Source organism: Nocardiopsis sp. L17-MgMaSL7 (assembly GCF_003182025.1).
GTDB lineage: Bacteria > Actinomycetota > Actinomycetes > Streptosporangiales > Streptosporangiaceae > Nocardiopsis > Nocardiopsis prasina.
The window spans coordinates 57,862-73,539 of sequence record NZ_QGTF01000004.1 but is presented as its reverse complement, the minus strand read 5'-3'; the positions used below and the strand labels follow the sequence as shown (position 1 = coordinate 73,539).

At 71.8% G+C, this 15,678-nt stretch carries 15 protein-coding genes; 1 reads left to right on the top strand and 14 read right to left on the bottom strand.

Annotation, left to right across the window (positions count from 1 at the left end):
- Positions 1-243: 243 nt before the first annotated feature.
- The 12 genes from BDW27_RS08120 to hisI all read right to left on the bottom strand — a co-directional run bounded on the left by BDW27_RS08120 (position 244) and on the right by hisI (position 10,468).
- Complete coding sequence (locus BDW27_RS08120; protein ID WP_110048864.1) at positions 244-1,410, bottom strand: hypothetical protein; 1,167 nt, start codon at positions 1,408-1,410, stop codon at positions 244-246.
- A 104-nt stretch (positions 1,411-1,514) separates the two neighbouring features.
- On the bottom strand, positions 1,515-2,627 hold the full coding sequence (lgt, locus tag BDW27_RS08115) for a prolipoprotein diacylglyceryl transferase (RefSeq protein ID WP_110048863.1): 1,113 nt from the start codon (positions 2,625-2,627) through the stop codon (positions 1,515-1,517).
- 46 nt (positions 2,628-2,673) lie between these two features.
- A complete protein-coding gene (locus BDW27_RS08110) occupies positions 2,674-3,666 on the bottom strand; it encodes a thioredoxin domain-containing protein (RefSeq protein ID WP_017544550.1) in 993 nt (330 codons plus the stop codon).
- Between the two features lie 75 nt (positions 3,667-3,741).
- Positions 3,742-4,251 carry a MauE/DoxX family redox-associated membrane protein gene (locus tag BDW27_RS08105; RefSeq protein WP_110049075.1) on the bottom strand — a complete coding sequence of 170 codons (510 nt, stop codon included), beginning with the start codon at positions 4,249-4,251 and terminating at the stop codon, positions 3,742-3,744.
- Between the two features lie 374 nt (positions 4,252-4,625).
- Positions 4,626-5,438 (bottom strand): tryptophan synthase subunit alpha, encoded by an 813-nt coding sequence (gene trpA, locus BDW27_RS08100; protein WP_017544548.1) that lies wholly within the window; start codon positions 5,436-5,438, stop codon positions 4,626-4,628.
- Positions 5,438-6,655, bottom strand: a complete 1,218-nt coding sequence (gene trpB / locus BDW27_RS08095) for a tryptophan synthase subunit beta (protein WP_110048862.1) — start codon at positions 6,653-6,655, stop codon at positions 5,438-5,440. The genes trpA and trpB overlap by 1 nt, the downstream gene beginning before the upstream one ends.
- 254 nt (positions 6,656-6,909) lie before the next feature.
- The gene (gene trpC, locus BDW27_RS08090; RefSeq protein ID WP_110048861.1) at positions 6,910-7,716 is read right to left on the bottom strand and encodes an indole-3-glycerol phosphate synthase TrpC; all 807 of its coding nucleotides are present in this window, start codon (positions 7,714-7,716) and stop codon (positions 6,910-6,912) included.
- Between the two features lie 214 nt (positions 7,717-7,930).
- Entirely contained in the window at positions 7,931-8,383 is a 453-nt protein-coding gene (locus BDW27_RS08085; protein WP_017544545.1) for a DUF2752 domain-containing protein, read from the bottom strand.
- A gap of 123 nt (positions 8,384-8,506) precedes the next feature.
- The gene (locus tag BDW27_RS08080; RefSeq protein ID WP_110048859.1) at positions 8,507-8,947 is read right to left on the bottom strand and encodes a CD225/dispanin family protein; all 441 of its coding nucleotides are present in this window, start codon (positions 8,945-8,947) and stop codon (positions 8,507-8,509) included.
- 167 nt (positions 8,948-9,114) lie between these two features.
- Positions 9,115-9,414 carry an HGxxPAAW family protein gene (locus BDW27_RS08075; RefSeq protein WP_110048858.1) on the bottom strand — a complete coding sequence of 100 codons (300 nt, stop codon included), beginning with the start codon at positions 9,412-9,414 and terminating at the stop codon, positions 9,115-9,117.
- Positions 9,414-10,127, bottom strand: a complete 714-nt coding sequence (locus BDW27_RS08070) for a Trp biosynthesis-associated membrane protein (RefSeq protein ID WP_110048857.1) — start codon at positions 10,125-10,127, stop codon at positions 9,414-9,416. The genes BDW27_RS08075 and BDW27_RS08070 overlap by 1 nt, the downstream gene beginning before the upstream one ends.
- Positions 10,124-10,468: a phosphoribosyl-AMP cyclohydrolase gene (gene hisI / locus BDW27_RS08065; protein ID WP_017544541.1), complete on the bottom strand. Its 345-nt coding sequence runs from the start codon at positions 10,466-10,468 to the stop codon at positions 10,124-10,126. Before hisI ends, BDW27_RS08070 begins: the two co-directional genes overlap by 4 nt.
- Before the next feature lie 144 nt (positions 10,469-10,612).
- Here hisI and BDW27_RS08060 point away from each other — a divergent pair, with 144 nt between their 5' ends.
- On the top strand, positions 10,613-11,602 hold the full coding sequence (locus BDW27_RS08060; RefSeq protein ID WP_110048856.1) for a sugar isomerase: 990 nt from the start codon (positions 10,613-10,615) through the stop codon (positions 11,600-11,602).
- A 55-nt stretch (positions 11,603-11,657) separates the two neighbouring features.
- On the opposite strand, the gene BDW27_RS08055 is transcribed toward BDW27_RS08060, so the two are convergent.
- Together BDW27_RS08055 and BDW27_RS08050 are read right to left on the bottom strand one after the other, a co-directional pair.
- Complete coding sequence (locus BDW27_RS08055) at positions 11,658-13,508, bottom strand: ABC transporter ATP-binding protein (RefSeq protein ID WP_110048855.1); 1,851 nt, start codon at positions 13,506-13,508, stop codon at positions 11,658-11,660.
- On the bottom strand, positions 13,505-15,535 hold the full coding sequence (locus BDW27_RS08050) for an ABC transporter ATP-binding protein (RefSeq protein WP_110048854.1): 2,031 nt from the start codon (positions 15,533-15,535) through the stop codon (positions 13,505-13,507). The genes BDW27_RS08055 and BDW27_RS08050 overlap by 4 nt, the downstream gene beginning before the upstream one ends.
- Between the last annotated feature and the right edge of the window lie 143 nt (positions 15,536-15,678).

Sequence of the window (15,678 nt, the reverse complement as noted above, 5' to 3'; positions counted from 1 at the left end):
GGCGGCCCGGCCTGCCAGGCGTCGACGGTTCAGAAGGGGACACCCAAAGGACCTTTCCGTGGATGCGGGCCGGTCACGTGAGGTGACCGGCCCGGTTGCGCTCGGGAACGGCGGGGGGACGCCTCCCGCCTGGTGTCGGCCCCGGGGCCGTGTTCCCAGAAATCCCTGGAACACACCCCTGCGGGCGGATCGATCTGTCCGAGATCCTATCGGGGCGCCCGACAGGGCCGGACAGACCCGCTCCTACTCTCCCTCTTCCTCTTCCTCGGGCTTGTGCGCGACGACCTCGTCGTAGACGAACCCGAAGGCGCTCTGCGAGACCACGCTCGCGGTGGCCAGACCGGAGTCGTCCCCCGGCAGGGAGCCGTCGGTGCGCGCGACCCAGTACACGGCCAGGTAGTGACCCATGACCTGGGTGGTGGCCTGGCTGTAGCCCTCCTGGAGTCCCTCGACGCCGTCGAGTTCACGGGACAGCAGGAAGCCCGCCCCGGTCTCCACGTTGCCCGGGTCCATGGCGGCGGCCACCTCGGTGGCGCCCGCGCTGTCGGAGAGGTCGAACAGGGTCACCTGGGCGACGTAGTCGTCGTCGGAGTCGGTGTACACACCGGAGGCCGCGTTGAGGCAGTTGGCGTCCAGGAGGCTCTGGCCGAGCTGTTCGCCCCACACCAGTGAGGTGCAGGAGTCGGTGACCTCGGACTCCTGGAGCTCCAGCTTCATCCCGGCCATGTCGAGTTCCTCGACGGGCCCGAAGACGGACTCGTCGGTCATGGGCTCGACGTCGTCGGGACGGTTCTCGATGGAACCGAACACCTCGGGCCGGTCGGGCTCGGACAGGTACAGCTCCGGAGTGATGGTGCTGTGCCCCTCCGGCGGCGCGACAATGCTCTCCTCACCCCGGTCGGTGTTGCCGCCGGTCCCGGTGACGAGCTGGTAGGTCAGCAGTCCCAGGAGGGCGACCAGGGCGATACTGAAGGCGCCCAGGAGCACTCCGAGCACGGCGGTGCCGCGCTTGCGCTTGCTCTGTTCGGCAAGGGTGTAGACGATCTGGTTGGGCCGGTCGCCCAGGACCGACACCTTCTTGATCGCGGACGCGGAGAAGGCGGAGACGAGTCCCACGCCCTTCTTGTCCTTGCGTCGGCCCTTGCGGCCCTCGGCACGAGTGGCCCCGTGTTCCGGGTCCTCCTCGTCCTCGTAACCGTCCTCGGGGTCGTCGTAGTCGTCGTACTCGGCGTCCGGGCGGGCCTGGGTGTGGCCGTACTCCGCGGAGAAGTCCTCCTCCGGGTCGTACTGCTCCTCGTACCCGTCCTCGGGGCCGTGTTCCTCGACGTGCTCTTCGGTGCGGGCGCTGTCGGCGCGGCGCGATCCGCCGCGCCGACGTCTGCGTCCGTGACCGGACTCGGCTCTGCTCACGGTCTTTCTCAATCGTCAACCCGTGGTCTGCTCGACTGTTGCGGGCTTCGTCGTACGGCGCGCACGGCCACGGGCCGGTGCGCCGGTTTTCGGAATGTCCCGCTCTACTCGGGCTTCGACCCGGAGTTGCCTTCCGCGCCGTCGGCGCCGTCCTCCGCCGAGCCCTCGCTACTAGATCGCTCAGGGCTCGGGTGGTATTCCGTCCCGGCTCCCTCGGAACCGCTCGTGGCCTGGTCGAACACCGAGTCGTCGCCGTCGACGGCACTGTAGACGGTGCCTTCGTCGGCCTTCTCGCCGGCGGATGTGTCTCCGAACACCTGGGTCCCGGCGTCCTGTCCGTGGGGGACGACGGCGGTGGAGAAGGAGTCGAGGCGGCGGCCGGCCCAGACGAAGTAGGCCAGGGCGCCGAGCAGGACCGCGATGGAGGTCCAGTTGTTCAGGCGCATGCCGAAGAAGTCGTTGGCGGGGTCGACGCGCAGGTACTCGATCCAGAAGCGGCCGACGCAGTAGCCCATGACGTAGACGGCGAAGAGGCGTCCGCCCTGGAGGGAGCCCTCGAAGCGGCGGCCGAGGTAGGCCAGCAGGACCGCCAGGACCAGGCACCACAGGGACTCGTAGAGGAAGGTCGGGTGATAGGTGGTGACTCCCACCTCCATGCCCGCCCGCATGTGGCCCTCGGGGGTGGGGTAGATCTCCAGCGCCCAGGGCAGGTCGGTGGGACGCCCGAAGAGCTCCTGGTTGAAGTAGTTGCCCCAGCGGCCGATGGCCTGGGCCAGCGGGAGGGTGGGGGCGATCGCGAAGGAGAGCTTGGACATGGACAGTCCGCGCTTGCGGGCGACCAGCCACACACCCACGGCGCCCAGCGGGATGGCGCCCCAGATGCCCAGTCCGCCCTCCCACACGTAGAGGGCCCGGATGGCCTCGCGGTCCGGCCCGAAGTACAGGTGGGCGTCACTGATGACGTGGTAGAGGCGTCCGCCGATCAGCCCCAGGATCACGGCCCACACGGCCATGTCCATGATGGTGCCGGGCTCGCCGCCCATCGCCTTCCAGCGGCGCTCGCTCCAGTAGACCGCGACGATGACCCCGGCGAGGATGCACAGGGCGTAGAAGTGGATCTGGAACGGCCCGATGGGGATCGAGTTGATCTCGGGGCTGGGAATGGCCGCGAGGGCGCGGCCGAACTCGGCCGCGCCCTCGGAAGCTGTCGACGACAATGTCACTGCTCTGCTCTCGGGTTCGCCCCGCGTGCGGGGGTGGTGATCAGGGGTTCTCCTCCGCGTCACCCCCGCCGTCGGAGTCCATCGGCTCGGTGTTGACCTCGCCGTCGCCCGCCTCTGCGATGGCGTCGGACAGGCCCCTGGCGGACATGGCGGTGTTGCCGTCGAGCAACTCGCCGTTGATGTAGACGGAAGGCGTGGCGCGGAACTCGTTGGCTCCGCTGTAGCGAGTGTAGGCCTTCCCTGTGGCGTCGATGATCTCGCCCGTGTAGGTGCCCTCCAGGAAGGCGGGGTCGTGTCCGTTGCTGGCTCCCCAGCTGATGAGGTCGGACAGGACCATGGTTCCGATGTTCTCCTCGCCGATCTGCTCGGTGGCGTCGGCGGTGAGGGCGGGCAGGTACTCCTCGGTGAACTCCTTGACGATCTCCGCCTCGCCGTCGACGCGGTCGTCGAAGGCCTGCGCGTCCTCGTCGGAGGGCTCGGTGTCGCGGAACCACTGTTTGAGCTCGTCGACGGTGAAGCCGTCCTTGCCCTCGGTGGGCTGGTTCTCGAAGAGGGTGTCGTTGTACTCGACGAAGACGCCGTAGTCCGCGGCGGCGCGGGCCGCGGCACCGGCGCGCAGTGAGTTCGAGCTGATGGGGACGGGCTGCTGGGCGAAGATGCTCATCGGCCGGTAGTGGACGATGGCGGTGCCCGCGGCGGCCTGCTCCTTGAGGACGTCACCGCCGAAGTGCTCGAACTGGCGGCAGGCGGGGCACTGGTAGTCGGCGTAGACCTCGACGACGGGGGCGGAGGCGTCCGGCTCGGCCATGACGACGCTGCCGTCCTCCTGGAGGGTCTGGGCGGCCAGCGGGCCCTCGTAGCCGTCGCTGTTGTCGGAGGTGAGGACGGCGTAGCCGATCCCGACGACGAGCAGGACCACGGCCGCGGCGGCGCCGACGACGATGAGGGTCCGGTTGCGTTTGGCGGCCCGCTTCTCCTTCTCCCGCTGTTCCCTGAGCTTCTCGCGGGAGCGCTTGCGCGCTTCACTCCCCATGGTGTTCCTCTGTTTCTGGCTTTCTGGAGGTGGTCGACCGTCGCGTCGGTGGTGCCGGGGCACCGTGTTCCGGGACTAGCGGAAGAGCCCGAGGGCGCGGTCGAGGGCGAAGGGGGATCGGGGCCAGAGCGCGATGAAGGCGCCCATGGCCGCGAAGGCGATGTCCCGTGCGATGGAGAGCCCGTAGGTGGTCTCGCCGGGGTCGACCTGGCCGCCGCCGCCGAAGCAGCCGCAGTCGATGTTGAGGCCCCGGGCCATGGCGGAGAGAATTCCCGCGATGAAGACGATCATCAGCAGGGCGCCGACGGCGCCGACCTGGCGGGTGGCCAGGCCCACGAGGAGGAGCAGGGCGAGGGCGAGCTCGAACAGCGGGAGGACGTGGCCGATGAACTGGGCGATCTCGGTGGGGAAGAGGTCGTAGGCCTCGACCGCCTGCACGGAGAGGGCGGGCGGGAACTTGGTGACGGCCGCGGTGATGAGGACGGCGGCGAGTCCGACCCGGCAGGCGAGGGTGAGCCAGGGTTGGACGGTCTCCCAGCGGCCGGTGGGCCGGGAGGTGGGGGTGTCGTCGTGGGTTTCCGTCATCTGCGAGGCCTTCGGGAGTGGGGGTCGGTCGTTCGCGCTCATGCCACTGGGTGCGCGCCTGGTCGCTCTTCGTGTTGAAACAAAGCCTACTGTGTGTAGTGACTTTGTGGCACAGGGCGTCGGAACCGGAGAGCACGGCGGGCGGCCACGCGTCCGGGACACCGCCATCACACCACCCGGAGCCAGAACGGGTGGCCGGTTCACGGGGATCCGAGGGCGCCTCTCACCCGATTCTCACCCTCTTAACCCTGGGCTTGACCTGCCCGGGACGGCTGGGGTGCGGACACGAGAGCGGTGGGCCGCGCCGTGCTGGCGCGGCCCACCGCGGGGGTTGTGGCATGGGCCGGGATCGGCTCCCGAGCCCTGGGGTCGGGCTACCGGGAGCGCACCCCGGCGGAGAGGTCCTCGGCGAAGGAGCGGACCGCGACGAGCCCGGTCTCCAGGTCCGGGGCGTCCAGGACACGCTGGCAGAACCCGGCGCCGACGATGACGCCGTCGGCGTAGGCGGCGACCTCGGCGGCCTGCGCGGCCGTGGAGATGCCCAGCCCCACGCAGATCGGCAGGCCCGACTCACGGGTGACCGCCCGGGTGCGGCGCACCAGGGCCTCGGCGGTGTCGGCGACCTGGGCGCGGGTACCGGTGACACCCATGAGCGAGGCCGCGTACACGAATCCGCTGCACGCGCCGGTGGTGAGTTCCAGGCGCCGGTCCGTGGAGGACGGGGCGACCAGGAAGATCCGGTCGAGTCCGGCCTGCTCGGAGGCCGCGTACCACTCCTCGGCCTCCTCGGGGATGAGGTCGGGGGTGATGACCCCCGCCCCGCCCGCCTTGGCGAGTTCGGTGGCGAAGCGCTCCACGCCGTAGCGTTCGATCGGGTTCCAGTACGACATGACCAGGGCGGCGGCGCCGGTCGCGGCCGTGGCCTCCACGACCCGGAGGACGTCGTCGGTGGTGGTACCCGAGGCCAGCGCCCGGTCGGCGGCGCGCTGGATGGTGGGACCGTCCATCATGGGGTCGGAGTAGGGCAGGCCGACCTCGATGACGTCGCACCCGCCCTCGACCATGGCCTGGATGACCCGGATCGAGGAGTCGACGTCGGGGAAACCGGCGGGCAGGTAGCCGACGAGCGCGGCGCGGTCGGCCTCGCGGGCCTGGGCGAGCTTGGTCTGGAGCGTGGTCGCGGTCATCACGCCTGTCCCTCCGAGTCGACGAGGCCGAAGTAGGCGGCCGCGGTGTTGACGTCCTTGTCTCCGCGTCCGGAGAGGTTCACCAGGATCACGGCGTCGGGCCCGAGGCGCTTGCCGAGCCTCATCGCGCCGGCCAGCGCGTGCGCGCTCTCGATGGCGGGGATGATGCCCTCGGTGCGGCAGAGCAGCCGGAAGGCCTCCATGGCCTCGGTGTCGGTGACGGGCTCGTAGACCGCGCGCCCCGTGTCGGCCAGGTAGGCGTGTTCGGGGCCCACCGCGGGGTAGTCGAGCCCGGCCGAGATGGAGTGGCTGGGCAGGGTCTGGCCGTACTCGTCCTGGAGGACGAAGGTGCGCGCGCCGTGGAAGACGCCGTGGCTCCCGGCGGTGATGGAGGCGGCGGTCTGGTCGGTGTCGGCGCCCGCTCCCCCGGCCTCGAACCCGTAGAGGGCCACGCTCTCGTCGGGGATGAAGGCGGCGAAGATCGCGATCGCGTTGGATCCGCCGCCGACGCAGGCTGCGACGGCGTCGGGGAGCCTGCCGGTGAGTTCGAGGACCTGCTTGCGCGCCTCGGCGCCCACGACGAAGTGCAGGTCGCGGACGAGCTTGGGGAAGGGGTGCGGACCCGCTGCGGTACCGAAGAGGTAGTGGGTGTGGTCGACGTTGGCCACCCAGTCGCGGAAGGTCTCGTTGATCGCGTCCTTGAGGGTGCGGCTGCCGATGGTGACCGGGACGACCTCGGCGCCGAGCATGCGCATGCGGGCGACGTTGAGCGCCTGGCGCTTGGTGTCCTCCTCCCCCATGTAGATCACGCAGTCCAGACCCATGAGGGCGCAGGCGGTGGCGGTGGCCACGCCGTGCTGGCCCGCACCGGTCTCCGCGATCACGCGGGTCTTGCCCATGCGTTTGGTGAGCAGCACCTGACCCAGCACGTTGTTGATCTTGTGCGAGCCGGTGTGGTTGAGGTCCTCGCGCTTGAGCAGGACGCGCGCCCCGCCCGCGTGCTCGGAGAAGTTGCGGGCCTCGGTGAGGAGGCTGGGACGCCCCGCGTAGCTCTTGAGGAGTTCGTCGAACTCGGCGTGGAAGGCGGGGTCGTCCTTGGCCTTGGCCCACTCGGCCTCGACCTCGTCGAGGGCCGCGATGAGGGACTCGGGGGCGAACCGGCCGCCGAAGCGGCCGTAGTGCCCGCGGTCGTCGGGTACCGGTTGGGCGTGGCTCATGGGAAGTTCTCCTGGGAAGAGGAGGCCGAGCGCGCGGAGTCGGCCCGGGGCGTCGCGCCCACGGGAGCCGCGCGCCGACCGGCCGTGCGGCCGCCTGGCTCGGGCGGCGCGAGTTGCTTCGGGTCAACGCGGCGACGGGAACCCGCGGGTCGTGCCTACGGGCTCCCTAGAGCCATCGGCGCCGGAGCGGGCGCGCGGGCGTGTGCCGCGCGTGCTCCGTGTACGCCTTCGTCGATCCCATCGTGTTCGTCCCGTCAGTTCCGGTCGCGCAGCGCGGGGTGGGCGCCGGCGGTCACCAGGTCGGCGACGGCCTCGCGCGGGTTGCGTCCCCGGACCAGGCTCTCGCCCACCAGGACGGCCCCGGCTCCGGCTCCGGCGTGGGCCAGCAGGTCGTGCGGGCCCCGGATCCCGGACTCGGCGATTCTGACACGGTCCGCCGGGATGAGGGGGGCGACCCGGGCGAAGGTGTCCCGGTCGACCTCCAGGGTCCTGAGGTTGCGCGCGTTGACGCCGATGACGGTCGCTCCAGCGTCCAGGGCGCGGGCGACCTCGTCCTCGTCGTGGACCTCGACCAGCGGGGTCAGGCCCAGCGAGCGGGCGCGTTCGACGAGGGAGACCAGGGCGTCCTGGGGCAGGGCGGCGACGATGAGGAGGATCGCGGAGGCTCCGTGGACGCGGGCCTCCCACAGCTGGTAGGAGCTGACGACGAAGTCCTTGCGCAGCAGGGGGGTCTCGACGGCGGCGTGGACGGCGCGCAGGTCGTCCAGGCTGCCGTTGAACCGGCGCCCCTCGGTCAGCACGCTGATCCAGGTGGCGCCGCCCGCCTCGTAGTCGCGGGCCAGGGCGGCGGGGTCGGTGATGGAGGCGAGCGGGCCCTTGGAGGGGCTGGCCCGCTTGACCTCGGCGATGACGTGCACGCCCGGGCGGCGCAGGGCCGCCTCGGCGTCCTTGGGGACGGGCACCGACTCGGCTTGGGCCTTGAGGCGGTCCAGGGGGAGTTCCGCCTGTCGCTGCGCCAGGTCAGCGCGTACTCCGTCGAGGATCTCGTCGAGCACGCTCACAGGTTCTAGCTCCCTCGTCCATGGTTGCGGTTCACGGCGGCCGGTCCGGAGGTGGACACGGCGGTCCGGTCGGGGTGTCGGCGCGGGGCCGTCACACCCTGTGTTGGTCATCGTATCGACCCTCGGGGGCCGTGGGGCCGCCGCCCCCGGGTCACCGCGCGGGAGGATTCGGCGCGATCGGGCAGGAACCCGCATCATCGGGGCGGGTCCGTTCTCACCAGGAGGGCAGGAGCGGGGTGCCGGGGGCGAGGAAGGAGAACCAGGGCAGGTTGCGGGCGATCCAGAAGACCACGAAGGAGACGAGGATCGTCCAGACGAACCAGGTGGGGGCGGGTCCGGGCGGTCGTGCGCGTGGTCGCAGGGTCCCGGCCAGCCAGGTCGCGTAGGTGAGGGCGAGGTAGGGCAGGAGCAGCACCAGGAGCGGGTTCATGGCGAGGGCGCCGAGCACGTCCAGGTGGGTGAGCAGTGCCACCGCGCGCATGGTGCCGCAGCCGGGGCAGAACGTGCCAGTGAGGAGCAGCCAGGGGCAGGTGGGGTAGTTGCCCGGTTCGTTGGGGTCCACCAGGTGGAGGAGGACGAGCCCGAACACCCCGAGCACGCCCAGGGACACCGGCCAGGTGGCCGGGTGGACCCGCTGGACGAGACGGGTGACCCATCCAGTGGTCACGCCTCCCCCGGACCGGTCCGCGGGTCCGGCCGGGCGGGTCGGGACGGGTGGCCGGGGGCTGGCGGGTTCGTCGTCTTGCTGCACCCGCCCAGACTACTGGCGCGTCTCCGGGTGTCCCGGGGGTCAGGCCGCGATCGACGCGACGATGACGACGCCCATCGAGAGCAGGTACAGGGCCGTGACCACGAAGCAGCACAGGCCGATGATGCCGAGCACCTTCGCGGTGCTCGCGGCGGACTCGGCCCCGGCGTAGTCGCCAATGTGCCACTTGCTGCTGACCTGGAGGGCGAAGATCAGGCCGATGATGCCGATGATGCTCGTCATGCCGAGGCAGCCGAAGATGCCCAGGATGTTGAAGGCCAGGTAGTTCTTGGGCGGGTCCGAGGCGAGAGGCTGCACCCCGTACGGACCGGGTACCCCGTAGGGTCCGGGAGCGCCGTAGTGCTGCATGGGCTGACCGTAGGGAGCGTACGGCTGACCGTACTGCGGGACCGGAGGGCCGTAGCCGCCGGTGGACTGGTCGTGACCCGCGGGGTCGCCCGGGGGCGGAGGCCCGTAACTCATGGGTGGTGTCCTTCCGGACGTGTGTCGGGCGAGGGGGCGGGGAGACCGGCCCGCGCGACCTGCGGGTCGACGGCGGGTCCGGTGAGGTGAATGTACCCGCCCCGGGGGTACCCGTCCATTTCCGTGGCCCACCCGGGGTGGGCCACGGACGCTCCGTGCGGGAGGGACTACTTGGCGGTGGCGGTGGCGGTGGCGGCGGTGGCTCCGCGACCCGCCTCCCACTCCTCGCGCGTGGGCGGGACGGGGCGGGGCTCCTTGCGGCCCAGGCCGACCTTCTTCATCACGCCGGCGACGGCGGCCAGGGCGATGCTGGCGACCAGTGCGATGACGGTCCAGGTGACGAGGTCGCCGCCGAAGATGATGGCGACGGCGGCCACGGTCCAGGCGACGATCCAGGAGACGGTCAGGAACCAGGCGGACACGGTGTTGCCGTGGTCGTCGTGCTCTTCGTGGTGGGCGTCGGCCATCAGGGGCTCTCCTTGGGTTGGGCTGGCCGCTCGGCCAGCGGTGCGGGTTCGGTGTCGTCACCGGCTTCGGCGCGGACCGCCGGTTCGGTTCCGGCGGGCGCTCCGACCTCCGGGGCGCCAAGAGTGGGGTCGTCACCGGCGTCCAGCGATTTCCACAGGTCGGCTGGTGTCTCCGCCTGGCGCGGACGCGGTGCGGCGTCCCGATCGTACCGGTTGCCCATGCCCGGCCAGGCAGGGGCACGTACCAGCGAGACCAGGCCGGCCAGGAGCAGCAGGACCGCCCCCGCGGCGCCCATCGCGGGCCCGAGGGCGTGGAGTTCCGGTGCTCCGGCGGTCCGCGCGGCGCCCGCGGTGTCCGTGGCCAGCCGCGTGACGTCGTCGGCCAGCGTGTCCGGGCGGGTGGCCGGCCAGAGCGAGGTGAGCGCGAACACACCGCAGGCCGTGACGAGCAGGGCGACGACGCGGCGGGCCCACGAGCGGGCCGCGTACAGGCCGACGATCCCGGCGAGTCCGGCCCAGCCCAGACCGCGAAGGGCTCCGGTGAGGTCCCCTCCGGTGAGCTCCACGGGGACGGCGGCGACGGGCCCGGGCGAGGCGAGTTCGCCGGTCACCCACACGCGTCCGGAGGCGGCCAGCATGAGCGCCGCCCCTGCGGCCATGGCGAGCGTGGTCACGCCGTACTCGCGGCGGGCCCGGGGCGCGGCGCGGGTCACAGCAGCCGTCCGGCGTCGAAGCACGTGCGGTCCCCGGTGTGGCAGGCGGCGCCGGTCTGGTCGACGCGTACCAGGAGGGTGTCCCCGTCGCAGTCGAGTGCGACGGACACCACGCGTTGGGTGTTCCCGGAGGTGGCGCCCTTGACCCAGTACTCGCCCCTGCTGCGCGACCAGTACGTGGCGTCGCGGGTGGTGAGGGTGCGGTGCAGGGCCTCGTCGTCCATCCAGGCCAGCATGAGGACCTCCCCGGTGTCGTGCTGCTGCACGACGGCGGGGACCAGGCCGTCCGCGGTGTGCTTCAGACGTGCGGCGATGTCCGGGTCGAGGTTGGTGGCGCTCATGCACTCCAGGTTATGGCCGCCGTCGGCGCGTTGCCCACCGGGTGCTGGTTGACGCCGGTCACTCCCCCGCGCTCGGCGGGGGGATTAGAGTTCGTGCGTCCGTGACGTCGCCGTTCCGACGGTTCTGCCAGCTTGGGAGCTCCCGTGACCGCCGAGCACCTGTCCGCCGACCTGGCGGGGAAACCCGCCGTGTTGACCGAGCTCGCCCAGCGCTTCCCGCGCTGGGACCCCTACGCGGCGCTGCCCGCGCTGTTGGAGGACGAGCCCGCGTCGGTGCGGTTCCTCGCCCTGGGCCCGGCGCGGCGCGCGTGCGAGGTGGCGGCCGCCCGGTTGCGGCGCGGGGGTGTGGCGGCCCACGCCGACTTCTCCTCCTCCGCCGAGGAGCCCCCGACGGGCCCGGAGACGCTCGTGGTGGCGGTGAGTCTGGGAGACGGCCAGCGGGAGCTGCACTCGGCGCTGGACCGGTACGTGGGGCGGTCACCGGTGATCGTGCTGGCGCCGGACGAGGACGCCGTGGTGGGGCGCTACGCGGACCTGCTGGTGCCGTTGCGCGCGGGTGAGGAGCTGTCCGGACTGGGGTGCCGCGCCTACCAGCACGCCCTGGCGCTGCTCCTTTTGCTGGGTCACCGGTTGGGGGCGCCCGCCACGGGAGGCAGCACGAACTTCCCGGGGCTGCTCCGGCGGGTCGCCAACGCCTCCCGGGTGTTGTTGGAGGGCGCCCCGGAGTGGGTGCCCGAAGCCGCCCGGTTGCTGGACTCCCCCGACGGGGTGCGACTGGTGGCCCCGGCCGAGCGGCTGGCCTCCGCCGAGCAGGGGGTGCGGGTGCTGCGCAGGGGACCGATCCGGGTGGCGCACACGGCCGAGACCGGTGAGTGGTCGCACTCGGACCGGTACCTGGCGGCGGTGACGGACTACCGGGCCCTGCTGTTCGCGGGGTCCGCCTACGACCAGCGCTTCGCCGAGCACCTCGGGCAGCTGCGCGGTTCGTTCGTCGCGGTGGGACCCACCCCCGGACACGAACGCGTTCCGGGGGCGGGCCTGAGCGTGCGCTACCCGGGGGACGCGGACCCGGACGTGAGCCTGCTGACCGAACCCCTGGTGGCGGAACTGTTGGCCGCGCACTGGTGGAGCTGAGGTTGGTTCTCCTTGGGCCTCCGCTGCGCGTCGGCCCGGGTCGGTCGCGGGAACCTCAGGCGGAGGAGCGGATCCAGGAGGCGTAGAGGTCCGCGTACACGCCGGGGCGGTCCACCAGTTCGTCGTGGGAACCGCTCTGGACGATGCGGCCGTCGTCGAACACCAGGACCCGGTCGGCGGCCTCGGCCGTGGACAGGCGGTGGGCGATCGCGACCGAGGTGCGGCCCCGGGTCAGCCGGTCCAGGGCCCGCTGGATGCGGACCTCGGTGTGCGGGTCCACCGCCGATGTGGCCTCGTCCAGGACGAGCAGGTCCGGGTCGGCCACGTAGGCGCGCACGAGGGCGACCAGCTGGCGCTCCCCCGCGGACAGGGACTCGCCGCGCTGGCCCACCGGGGTGTCCAGACCGTGGGCGAGGCTGCCCAGCCAGTCGGAGAGGCCGAGTTCGTCGACGGCCGTCTCCAGCTCGGCGTCGGTGCTCTCGGGGCGGGCGAAGCGGATGTTGTCACCCAGCGAGCTGTCGAACAGGAACCCCTCCTGGGGGACCATGACGACGCGGCTGCGCAGCGAGGAGAAGGAGACCTCCCGCAGGTCGACCTCGTCCAGGCTGACGGTGCCGGACGCGGGGTCCATGAGGCGGGTGAGGAGCTTGACGAAGGTGGTCTTGCCCGACCCCGTCTCGCCGACGACCGCGACCCTGGTGCCGGGCGTGATCTCCACGTCCACGTCGTCCAGGACCACGGGGCCCTCGGGGTAGGAGTAGGTGACCCTGTCGAACCCGACCCGCACCGGTCCGCGCGGCAGCACGCGTCCGGCCTCGCCGGGGTCGGCGATGTCGGGGACGGTGTCCAGCACCCCGAGCACGCGCCGCCAGCCCGCGATGGCGTTCTGGGCCTCGTTGAAGATCTCCGTGGCCATCATCATCGGCTGGATGAACAGCGTCATGAGGAACAGGAACGCGATGAGCTGACCCGCGGTGAGGTCTCCCGCGATCCCCAGCCACACGCCGACCAGGACGACGGCGACGTTGCCGAGCGCGGCGACGATCTCGGCGAACGGCGAGACGGCCATGGACAGGCGCTGCGCCTTCACCTGGGCCCGCCGGGTGGCCAGCACCGTGGTGTCGATGCGTCCGGCCGTGCGCTCCTCGGTGCCGTGGGCGCGGATGACGGCGGCGCCCATCACGGTCTCGCCGATGGCGCCGAGCATGTCGCCGGTGCGCTCGCGGACCGTGAGGTAGGCCCTGGACAGGAGCTTCTGGAGCCAGCGCACGCCGAAGAGCAGCGGCAGGACGCAGATCCACACCACGAGGGTGAGCTGCCAGGAGTAGACCGCCATGAGGGTGGTGGCGACCAGGAGCTGGCCGGTGCTGACCAGCAGGAGCAGCCCGCCCCACTGCATGAACGTGCTGATCTGGTCGACGTCCCCGGTGACCCGGGAGACCAGGGCGCCCTTGCGCTCACTGTTCTGGGTCAGCACGGACAGGTCGTGGACGTGCCGGAAGGCCTTGCGGCGCAGGGTGGCCAGCCCGGACTCGGTGGCCCGGTACAGGCGAAGGTTCATCAGGTAGGAGCAGAACATGGTGACCACGAGCAGTCCGGCGCAGACCGCGACCATGCGGGCCACGAAGCCGAGGTCGGGACCTCCCTCACCGGTGAGCCCGTTGTCGATGATCTGCTGGACGGCGACGGGCACGATGACCTTGCCCGCGGTCGCGACCAGGGCGAACAGCAGGGTGAGCCACAGACCCCGGGCGAACTCCGGGGACAGCTGGAGACCGCGCCGGATGGTACCGAGGGCGGTGTCCTGGTTCTGGTGCAGGGACAGGACGGGGTCGCGTTCGGGGCGCCCCGCCCCGGCCGCCTGTTCCGATCTGTCGTCGGTACGGGCCTGGGTCGGTGCGCTCATCGGCTGGTCTCCTCGGCGGCGTCGGTGGAGTGTCCTCCGGTGGGAAGGCGGGGTTCCGCGGGCCCGGGCTCCTCCGGGATCGGGGCGCGCTCGGCCTCGTTCTCGGCCGAGGCTCGTTCGTAGGCGGTGACGAGCCTGTTGTAGCCGCTGGAGGTGGACAGGAGCTCGGTGTGGGAGCCGCGTGCCAGGACGCGCCCGCCCTCCATGTAGAGGACCTCGTCCGCGAGCTCGATGGTGGCTCTGCGGTAGGCCACGACGACCACGGTGGCGGCGTCGTCGCGTTCGCGCAGGCCGGCCAGGATCTGGGCCTCGATCTGCGGGTCCACGGCCGAGGTGGCGTCGTCCATGATCAGGAGCCGGGGGCGGCGGACGATGGCACGGGCCAGGGCCAGGCGCTGGCGCTGGCCTCCGGACAGGGTGGTGCCCTTCTCTCCGAGGCGCGCGTCGAGTCCGCCGTCGAGTTCGGCGATGAAGCCGTCCGCGCGGGCCAGTCGGAGCGCGGCCCAGATCTGTGCGTCGTCGACCCCGGCCGCGCCCAGGGCGATGTTGTCGCGGACGGAGTCCTCGAACACGAAGGTGCCCTGGGGCACGAGGGCGGCGTGGCTCGGGATCTGGTCCCTGGCGAGGTCGCGCAGGTCGACGCCGTCGTAGCTGACGGCACCGGAGTCGGGGTCGACCAGCCGCATGAGGACGGTGGTGAGCGTGGACTTGCCGGACCCGGTGGGACCGACGAGGGCGACGGTGCGTCCGGGGGCGATGTCGAGGTCGACACCGTTGAGGACGGTGGTGCGGGCCCCCGTGACGGTGTCGTCCAGGAGGTCGCGGACGCCGCCGTCGGCGTCGTAGGAGTCGGCGTAGGAGAAGGTGACGTCGCGGGCGCTGAGCGCGAGACCGCGTTCGGTGGGCTCCAGGGTCCGGTCGCCGTGTTCCATGGTGCCGCCGGAGTTGAGGACGGACTGGACGCGGTCCCAGCCGACCACGCTGCGGGGCAGGTCGCCGAGGATCCACCCGAAGGAGCGGATCGGCAGGGCCAGGAGCGTGAAGAGGAACGCGATCTGGACGAGTTCGCCGGGTTCGATGGCGCCGGTGGACAGGCGCCACATACCCAGGAGGAGCACGGCGAGCACACCGAAGTTGGGCAGGGCCTCGGTGAAGGGGTCGAAGATGGAGCGCATGCGGCCGACCTGGATGAGGGCGTCGCGCAGGCGGTGGGCGGACCGGGTGAAGCGTTCGGTCTCGGTGTCCTCGCGGCCCAGGGTCTTGACGACGAGGGCGCCGTCGAACGACTCGTGGGCGACGCCGCTGACCTCGGCGCGCAGGGCCTGGGCGCGGGAGGCCATCGGTGAGACCCGGCGCTGGAAGACGACGTTGGCGGCGGCCAGGACCGGGAAGACCACGAAGGCGACCAGGGCCAGGACCGGGTCGGTCACGACCATCGCGATGGAGGCGATGACCAGCATGAACACGCTGCCGACGGCCATGGGGAGCGGGGCGAGGGGCTGCCAGGCGGCCTCGACGTCGGCGTTGGCGTTGGACAGGAGCTGGCCGGTGGGGTGGCGGTGGTGCCAGGAGAGCGGGAGTTCCAGGTACTTGCGGGCGACGGCGCGGCGGTAGCGGGCCTGCATACGGAACTGCATGAGCCCGGCGAGCAGGCGGCGCAGGGCCAGGCCCACGGCCTTGCCGAGGCCGACCGCCATGAGCAGGGCCGCGGCGGCGACAAGCGCGGCCGCGGTGGTCTCCCCCGCGGAGAAGGCCGGGAGGATGGTGTTGTCGGTGAGGTACCCGAGCACCGAGGCGGAGCCGACGGTCACGCCCGCGTGCAGCATGGCTCCGGCGACGGCGGCGAGGAAGATCCACGGTTCGGTGCGGGCGGCGACCCCCAGGACACGCATCCCCCGGGCGAAGACGCCCTTGTGGGGGTCGGTGACCTGGTCGGGGGTGCTGGTGTCGACCCCCTCCGCGGCGGGTTCGCCCGGCGGGTCCCCCTCCCGCCTCGCCTGGTCCGCCGTCGTGGTGCCCTGCGCCATACGCCCCCCGTTTCCGCTTCTTGACCGGCTCTGTCCGGCCTCCCGGTCCGCGCTCCGTCCGTTCCCGGGCATGCCGAGGGGCACGGGTCGCGTGTTCGGGCCAACCTATCCAGCGGCTCCGACAGCTGCCACCGGATTGTTTC